At 64.5% G+C, this 8,122-nt stretch carries 10 protein-coding genes; 7 read left to right on the forward strand and 3 right to left on the reverse strand.

Annotated features, from left to right (window positions below; translation table 11 throughout):
- Window positions 1–5 precede the first annotated feature (5 nt).
- Window positions 6–557 carry a cytochrome b gene (locus tag IVB47_RS01425; protein WP_247459435.1) on the reverse strand — a complete coding sequence of 184 codons (552 nt, stop codon included), beginning with the start codon at window positions 555–557 and terminating at the stop codon, window positions 6–8.
- 173 nt (window positions 558–730) lie between these two features.
- Here IVB47_RS01425 and murI point away from each other — a divergent pair, with 173 nt between their 5' ends.
- From murI to IVB47_RS01460, 7 genes are all read left to right on the forward strand, one after another.
- Window positions 731–1,528: a glutamate racemase gene (gene murI / locus IVB47_RS01430; RefSeq protein ID WP_247459437.1), complete on the forward strand. Its 798-nt coding sequence runs from the start codon at window positions 731–733 to the stop codon at window positions 1,526–1,528.
- Between the two features lie 61 nt (window positions 1,529–1,589).
- Window positions 1,590–2,363, forward strand: coding sequence for an aldolase/citrate lyase family protein (locus IVB47_RS01435; protein WP_007612103.1), 774 nt, complete (start codon window positions 1,590–1,592; stop codon window positions 2,361–2,363).
- Window positions 2,364–2,449: 86 nt separating this feature from the next.
- Window positions 2,450–2,833, forward strand: coding sequence for a cupin domain-containing protein (locus IVB47_RS01440; protein WP_027518835.1), 384 nt, complete (start codon window positions 2,450–2,452; stop codon window positions 2,831–2,833).
- Between the two features lie 104 nt (window positions 2,834–2,937).
- Window positions 2,938–3,705, forward strand: coding sequence for an acyltransferase (locus IVB47_RS01445; protein WP_247459439.1), 768 nt, complete (start codon window positions 2,938–2,940; stop codon window positions 3,703–3,705).
- Window positions 3,706–3,902: 197 nt separating this feature from the next.
- Window positions 3,903–4,520, forward strand: coding sequence for a 30S ribosomal protein S4 (gene rpsD / locus IVB47_RS01450; RefSeq protein WP_007602315.1), 618 nt, complete (start codon window positions 3,903–3,905; stop codon window positions 4,518–4,520).
- 63 nt (window positions 4,521–4,583) lie between these two features.
- Window positions 4,584–4,799 (forward strand): hypothetical protein, encoded by a 216-nt coding sequence (locus IVB47_RS01455; protein ID WP_245287780.1) that lies wholly within the window; start codon window positions 4,584–4,586, stop codon window positions 4,797–4,799.
- Window positions 4,800–4,862: 63 nt separating this feature from the next.
- Window positions 4,863–5,930, forward strand: a complete 1,068-nt coding sequence (locus tag IVB47_RS01460) for a threonine aldolase family protein (RefSeq protein ID WP_247459441.1) — start codon at window positions 4,863–4,865, stop codon at window positions 5,928–5,930.
- Here IVB47_RS01460 and IVB47_RS01465 read toward each other — a convergent pair whose 3' ends face one another.
- A complete protein-coding gene (locus tag IVB47_RS01465; protein WP_247459443.1) occupies window positions 5,931–7,193 on the reverse strand; it encodes a serine hydrolase domain-containing protein in 1,263 nt (420 codons plus the stop codon).
- Between the two features lies 1 nt (window position 7,194).
- Window positions 7,195–8,122, reverse strand: a 928-nt coding sequence (locus IVB47_RS01470; RefSeq protein ID WP_247459444.1) for a serine hydrolase domain-containing protein, incomplete at its 5' end; no start/stop codon positions are given.

The following is an 8,122-nucleotide window of genomic DNA, read 5'->3' on the forward strand; positions in this document are numbered from 1 at the left end:
CCGCCCTACCCCGCCTCGTCTGTCACCATCCGCGCCACGACGCGGTCGCGGCGGATGAAATGGTGCCAGAGCGCGGCGATCAGGTGAACCGCGATGAAGGCGAGCAGCACATAGGCAGAGAGGATGTGGCGGTCTTCATAGGCGCCCGCCGCCGCGCGGTCGGGAGCGGTGAATTGCGGCACGTGAAACAGGCCGAAGAAGTCCGAATAATCAGGTGCGTGCGCACCGGAATGCGCCCAGCCGAGCATGGTGACGACGATGACGGCGAGGTAGAGCGCGCCGTGGCTGACATGGGCCGCGACCTTCTGCCACCGCGAGGTCTCGGCCGGCATGGCGGGCGTCGGGTTGACGAGGCGCCAGACCAGGCGCAGCACCGTGAGCAGCAGGATCACATAGCCGATATCGGCGTGGATCGAACGGTAGAAAAAGCGGTCGGGACGCGCCGGGATGTGGTTCATCCACCACCCGAAGCCGATCATGCCGATGATGGTCAGCGCCAGAACCCAGTGCAGCCATCGGGAAATGCTGCCCCAGCCGTGACTGGTATTTCTGATCATGTCGGCTCTCCGGAGTTTTGCGGGCCTGTCCCTATCCGCGCCGCAGTCCGGCAGCTGATATCGGGTCCATGCGGCAATCGCGAAATCGAATCGGTCCAAATTAGCCCTAAGCGCCCCTGCCGCAAAACCGCCCCAAAAACCGAATGGTAACCATGTTCGGCTAGAGTGATCACGTGACCAATTCCCCGACGATTCTGGTGTTCGATTCCGGCCTTGGCGGGCTCACGGTCCTGCGTGAGGTCGTGGCCGCGCGCTCCGACGCGCATTACGTCTACGTCGCGGACGACGCCTTCTTTCCCTACGGCCACCACAGCGAGGACGAGATCATCGCCCGCGTGGTGCCGCTGATGGGGGAATTGGTCGGCAGGCATGATCCTGACCTCGTCGTCATCGCCTGCAACACGGCGTCCACCTTGGTCCTATCGCATCTGCGCGCCGCTTATTCCCTGCCCTTCGTCGGCACGGTGCCGGCGATCAAGCCGGCCTGCGCGCAATCGAGGAGCCGCCGGGTGTCGGTGCTCGGCACCAAGGGCACGGTGAAGCGCGAATACACCAAGGCGCTGATCCGGGATTTCGCGCAAGGCTGCGAGGTGACACTGGTCGGTTCGCCCGAGCTGGCTGCGCTGGCTGAAGCAGAGCTCAGCGGCTCTCCCGTCAGCGACGACGCCATTCTCGCCGAGCTCGCCCCGTGTTTCGTCGGCGATGCCGGGGACGCAGGCGCACGCACCGACACCGTGGTGCTCGCCTGCACGCATTATCCACTGCTGCTCGACAGGCTGAAAAAGCTCGCGCCCTGGCCGGTCGACTGGATCGATCCGGCGCCCGCGATCGCCCGCCGCGTCTCGGATCTGCTCGGCGCGCAGACCAGCGGCATCGCGCAGTCCGGCGCCGAGATGATCTTCACCTCGAACCGCGTCCATGGCCTTTCGGCCAAGCTGACGTCGTTCTTCGGCGGCCGCATTCCAGCCTGACCTTGCGCCTCGACGGCGCGCTGCTAGGCTCCGCCCTCGTCGTTTCCTGCAGGTTCTTCCCATGTCCGTCCCGACCACGCCGCTCAACCGTCTCCGCCAGCTCTGGCGCGAGGGTCGTCCCGCCTTCGGCGCGATCGCGACGATCCCGAGCGTGCAGACCGTGCAGATCATGGCGCGCTCACTCGACTGGATCATCGTCGATCTCGAGCATGGGCCGATTGGACTGACCGAAGCACATGCGATGATCGCGGCCACGACCGGCACACCGTGCACGCCGCTGGTGCGGATCGCGGCGAACGAACCGTGGCTTGCGAAGGCACCGATGGACATCGGCGCCTTCGGCATCAATTTCCCGATGATCACCAATCGCGCGGAGGCCGAGAAAGCGGTGCGCAGCGTGCGCTATCCACCACGCGGCGATCGGCTCTGGGGTCCGTTTCATGCACCATTCCGCTGGGGCCAGTCGATGCCGGACTACATGGCCAGCGCCGACGACGAGATGATCTGCATGATCACCATCGAGCACGTCGACGCCGTCAACCGCATCGACGAGATCATGGCCACGCCCGGCATCGACGTCGCTGTGATCGGCCCCGGCGATCTCGCCACCTCCATCAACAAGCGCGGCCAGATGGACGATCCGGAATTGCTGGAGCTGGTGGCGCGGGCCGAGGCCGGCATCCTCAGGAGCGGCGTGCCGATCGGCGGCGTGGCGCGTACCGCGGACCAGGCCAATGCCCTGGTCGATCGCGGCTACCGCGCGATCGCGCTCGGCTTTGACTGGTCCCTATTCCAGCGCGGCATCATGGCAGCGTTCGAGGGGATCAAGCGCTAGCCTTGAGCCTTTGCCGGGAGTTTTGCCGAGAGTCTTGCCGGGAACCACGGCGCTGCTAGGGTCAGTCGTTCCAGGGAGGAAAAACCATGCTCAAAAAGACTTTGCTCGCTCTCGCCTTCACCGGCCTCGCTGTTGCGGCCTTCGCCCAGCAGCCCGGCATCAAGCGCACCCCGCTCCAGAAGGTCGAATTTCCCGATGGCTACAACACCATCACCGCCATCGCGGAGGTCCCGGCGGGCGGCGCGGCCGGACGCCATACCCATCCGGGCATCGAGACCGGCTACGTGCTGGAAGGCGAGCTCAATCTCCTCATCGACGGGCAGCCGGAAAAGACGCTGAAAGCCGGCGATTCCTACCAGATCCCGGCGGGCGTCGTGCATGACGCCAAGGCCCACGGCGACAAGGCTATGAAAGTGCTTGGAGTTTACGTCGTCGACAAGACCAAGCCGCTGGCCTCGCCGGCGCCCTGATGCGGCGAACCGACCGGCCCCATGCGGGTTGGTTCGTGCTAGAGCAGGCGGCGAGCGGGAACCCGCTCGCTGCACAAACTTTAATCAGGGGAAACCAAAGAGCGATGCGCGGGACGCCCAAGACCATTTCGCTGCCGCGTCGCCTGATTATCGACCTCATGCACGCATCGATGGGCGTGCCCTTCGTGTCCCTGTCCCGTTCGCTCGATATCGGCCCCCTGCAGGAGGCCCGCGCGGGCGCGATGGCACCAGCCGGCTGGGCGGCCATGTTCGTCAAGGCTTTTGCCCTGGTCGCCAGCAACGAGCCGGTCCTGCGTACCGTCTATGCCAAATGGCCATGGCCGTCGCTTTACGAGCTTCCGAAGAGCGTGGCGTCGGTGGCCATTGCCCGGGTCGAGGGCGGCGAGGAATGCGTGATCCCGCAGCGAATCGTGGCTCCCGAGGCCATGACCCTGGCTGAGCTCGACGCCGAGATCCGGCGCGCCAAGACCGCCCCGATCGACGAAATTCCCATGTTCCGCAAGATCATGCGGGTGACCCGTCTGCCGCTGCCGCTGCGGCGGCTGTCCTGGGCGATAGGACTGAATTTCGGCCGGCAGCGCGGCAACTGGTTCGGCAGCTTCGCGGTGAGCTCGGTGGCCGCCTATGGTGGCGGCGAGCTTCACCCGATCACGCCCGGCCCCTTCATCGTCAGCTATGGGATGGTCGGGCCTGGCCAGACCATCCATGTCGTGATCCGCTGGGATCACCGGGTCACCGACGCCGCCCCGATCGCCCGGGTCCTGACCCGGCTGGAACAGGTCCTGAACACTGAAATCGCTGCCGAATTGCGTGCGGCCGGGTCGAAGCCGATCCGGGCGGTCTGGACGTGAGTCCGGGCCATTCGCATTGACAGCGAGCCCCAAATCCCCCTAAAAGCCGCTTGCTCGCGGGCCGATTTCGGCCCGCGAAGCGTTTCGCGACCCGTGGTCCTGTCCCTTAAGCTTTGGGGATCGGACCTGTCAGTGCCGGGCTAGCCCGTCACACAGGAGGGCGCGTTTCCTCAAACCAAGTACCTGAAGAGGACGCGATGACTAAGCGCAGTGAGGCGAAGTACAAACTCGATCGCCGTATGGGCCAGAACATCTGGGGCCGCCCGAAGAGCCCCGTGAACCGCCGCGAATACGGCCCCGGCCAGCACGGCCAGCGCCGCAAGGGCAAGCTCTCCGACTTCGGCGTGCAGCTGCGCGCCAAGCAGAAGCTGAAGGGCTATTACGCCAACATCTCCGAGCGTCAGTTCCACAGCATCTATGTCGAGGCCAGCCGTCTCAAGGGTGATACCGGCGAGAACCTGATCGGCCTGCTCGAGCGCCGTCTCGACGCGGTCGTGTACCGCGCCAAGTTCGTCTCGACGATCTTCGCCGCGCGCCAGTTCATCAACCACGGCCACGTCAAGGTGAACGGCCGCAAGGTCAACATCTCGAGCTATCTGGTCAAGCTCGGCGATGTGATCGAGGTCAAGGAATCCTCCAAGCAGCTCGCTCACGTCCTCGAAGCCAGCCAGCTCTCCGAGCGTGACACCCCCGACTATCTCGAAGTCGACCACGGCAAGATGACCGCGAAATACATTCGCATCCCGCACCTCTCCGACGTGCCGTTCCCGGTGCAGATGGAGCCGCATCTGGTCGTCGAATTCTATTCGCGCTGATAATTGCAGCATCGACAAAGGCCCCGGTTTTCCGGGGCCTTTTTGTTTGTTAGCATGCCATTGATGTCTCGCACGGCCGACCAGCTCGCCAACACTCATCCTTCGGCAACGCCGACTGAAGCGGCGCTTGGAGCGTGGGAGGCCCTCTCCCGCGACGAGCAGATCTGCCGATATCAGGGGCTGTTCGCTCAGCCCGATTGCAATATCTTCGCTGCCGACACGCCAGACGACATCCTGCTCGCCGCGCGACAGCGCGTCGCTCAACGTTCTCGTGGCTAGTTCAGGTCATTGGGACACGCACGCAACACGTTGCCATTGTTCGACTAGAGAATGAGACCAGCCATGCTCTACACCCCTCCCCCGATCGATCCCAAAGCGCCGCCAGTGCGCATCAATCTGCTCTCTGACACGCAGACAAAGCCGACACCCGCAATGCGCGAGGCGATGGCGCGGGCGGAGGTCGGCGACGAGCAGGTCGGCGACGATCCGACCGTGAATGCGCTGTGCGAGCGCGTCGCCGAGCTGCTCGGCAAGGAAGCCGCCGTGTACATGCCGTCAGGCACGATGTGCAACGTCACCGCAACGCTGGTGCATTGCCGCCCCGGCGACGAGATCCTCGCCCATGAGAGCGCCCATATCATCGCGCGCGAAGGCGGCGCGCATGCCGCGATCGGCGGCTTCCAGGTCACGCAGCTGAAGGGACCCGACGGCCAGTTCACGCCGGAGACCTTTCGCAGAGCGCTGCATCCGCGCACGCGCTACCAACCGCCACAGACGGTGGTCAGCGTCGAGCAGACCGCCAATATCGGCGGCGGTACGGTCTGGAAGAAGGCCGCGCTCGACGAGATCGTCGCGATCGCGAAACAACATGGCCTCGTCACCCACATGGACGGCGCGCGCCTGCTCAACGCCACTGTCGCAAGCGGCATCTCCCCGCGCGACATGACCGCGGGCTGGGATTCGGCCTGGATCGACTTCTCGAAGGGCTTGGGCGCGCCGATCGGCGGCGTGCTGGCGGGCTCGCGCGCCTTCATCGATGCGGTCTGGCAGTGGAAGCAGCGGCTCGGCGGCTCAATGCGACAGGCCGGAATCTGCGCGGCGGCCTGCATCTACGCGCTCGACCATCATGTCGAGCGGCTCGCCGACGATCACGCCAATGCGCGCGCGCTCGCCCGCGGACTGTCGCAGATCGCAGGCGTCGAGGTGCAGGAGCCCGAAACCAACCTGGTGTTCTTCAAGCCCGATGCCGCCGGCATTCCCGGCGACAAGATGGTTGCGGCGCTGCGCCAACGCTGCGTGACGCTTGCGATGATGGATGGCCGCATCCGTGCCTGCACCCATCTCGACGTCAATGCGAGCCAGGTCGAGGAGACGATCGGATATATCCGTGAGATCGTGCGCGGAGCGTAATCACCGCCCCATCGCCTGGTAGATCAACGTCTTCAGCGCCAGCTGAATCCGGCCGCGCTGCGTCGGAGTCTGCACCATGAAGATCCCGAACAGATCGTCCTCGGGATCGATGAAGAAGAACGTGCCGCCGACGCCGTCCCAGCGATATTCGCCGAGCGGCCACGTTGTTCCAGGGGGCACCGAGGTGCGCACGGCGAAGCCGAGACCGAAGCCGGAAGACCCGCCCGGATAATAGTTCTGGTCGCGCGCGATCTTCGTCTCCGGCCCGATATGATCGGAGGCCATCAGCGCGATGGTCTCCGGTTTGAGATAGCGCCGGCCGTCATAAGTGCCGCCGTTGAGCAGCATCTGGGCGAAACGGGCGTAGTCGCCGACCGTTCCGACCATACCGCCGCCGCCCGATTCCCATGTCGCGGGCCGCCTGATGTCGCGGACCTGCGTCGTCGGATTGATATTGCGATCCCCCGGCATCGGCTCGGCGATGCGCGGGAATTTGGCGGGATCGGCGACGAAGAAGGCCGTCTCGGTCATGCCGAGCGGATCAAGCAGCCGCTCCTTCTCGAACTGCAGCAGCGTCTTTCCCGCGATGATTTCGATGACGCGGCCGAGCACGTCGGTGGAATAGCCATAGTCCCACACCGTGCCGGGCTGCTCGACCAGCGGCAGCGTGGCGATCTTGGCGGCGAATTCGGCGTTGGTCAGGTTGCCGTTGAAGAGATTGGCGTCCGCGTAGAGCTCGCGCACCATACCGCCGCCGTAATAGCCGTAAGGCAGCCCGGAGGTGTGGCGCAGCAGATCCTTGACCGTGATGGGTCGCTCCAGCGGCTCCAGCGCCAGGGCGACTTTGCCGTCCTCGGCCTTCTTTTCGATGCCGACCTTCATGCCGGCGAAGGCCGGAATGTATTTCGAGACGGGATCGTCGAGCGACAGCTTGCCCTCCTCAACCAGCATCATCGCCATGACTGAGGTGACCGGCTTCGACATCGAGTAGAGGCGGAAGATCGTGTCCGCGCTCATCGATAACTCGGTCGCGACGTCGCGGACGCCGAAATTCTGATAATAGACCGGCTTGCCGTGCTGCTGAAGCAGCAGGATGGCGCCGGGGATCTTGCCGGTGGCGACCTCGTTGCGGATGTAATCGGAGACCTTCGCCAGCCCCTCGGGCGAGAGTGTGCGGGCCGCAGGTCTCTCCGAGCCTGCCTTCGTAACGATGCCGCCGGCGAGAAGGACGAGCGCCGCGATCAATGCGCGGCGCCCGAACATGTCAGTTCTCCATCGCTTCATAAACCAGCTGCTTCAATGTTCGCTGCACGCGCTGGCGCTCGGTCGGGGTCTGCTCCAGCAGCACGAAGAACATGTCCTGCTTGGGATCGATCACGAAATAACAGCCGGAGGCGCCGTCCCATTTTAATTCGCCGAGATCGCCGGGCGGCGGCGGTTTTGCGTTGCCGGGGTCGGTGCGCACCGCAAGTCCAAGACCGAAGCCGAAACCATCGCCGGGGAAATAGAAATAATCGCGATCGACGCCCGACTTGGGGCCGATCTGGTCGGTCACCATCAGCTTGAACGTCTCGGGCTTGAGAATCGTCTTGCCGTTGAGACTGCCGCCCTTGAGCAGCATCTGCGTAAAGCGCTCATAATCGGCCATGGTCGTCACCATACCGCCGCTGGCGAACTGGATCTTCTTGATCACCGTCGGATCGTTGATCCGCCCGACGCGGAAATCGCTGTCGTTCGGCACCGGCTGCGCCAGCAGCTTCTGCTTCTCGGGATCGGTGACGAAGAAGCCGGTATCGACCATGCCGAGCGGATCGAGCAGCTTCTCCCGCTCGATCTCGATGAGCGGCTTGCCGGCCGCCACTTCCATGACCCGCGCCAGGATGTCGGTGGAATGGCCGTATTGCCACAGCGCGCCCGGCTGGTTGTGGAGCGGAAGTTTTGCGATTCGCTCGGCGAACTCCGCGAGGTCGAAATCGCCGGCATAGATGTTGGCGTCGCGATAGGCTTTGCGGACCAGGCTGTCGCCATAGAAGCCGTAGGTGACGCCCGAAGTGTGCGTCATCAAATCGTGCACCGTCATCGGCCGGCTCGGCGGCACGAGCTCAAGCGACTTGGTGCCGTCCTCGGCCTTCTTCTCGACGCCGACTTTCACGTTGGCGAAGGACGGAATGTATTTCGAGACGGGATCGTCG

Origin of the sequence: Bradyrhizobium sp. 62, assembly GCF_023073035.1 — a bacterium.
Classification (GTDB): domain Bacteria; phylum Pseudomonadota; class Alphaproteobacteria; order Rhizobiales; family Xanthobacteraceae; genus Bradyrhizobium.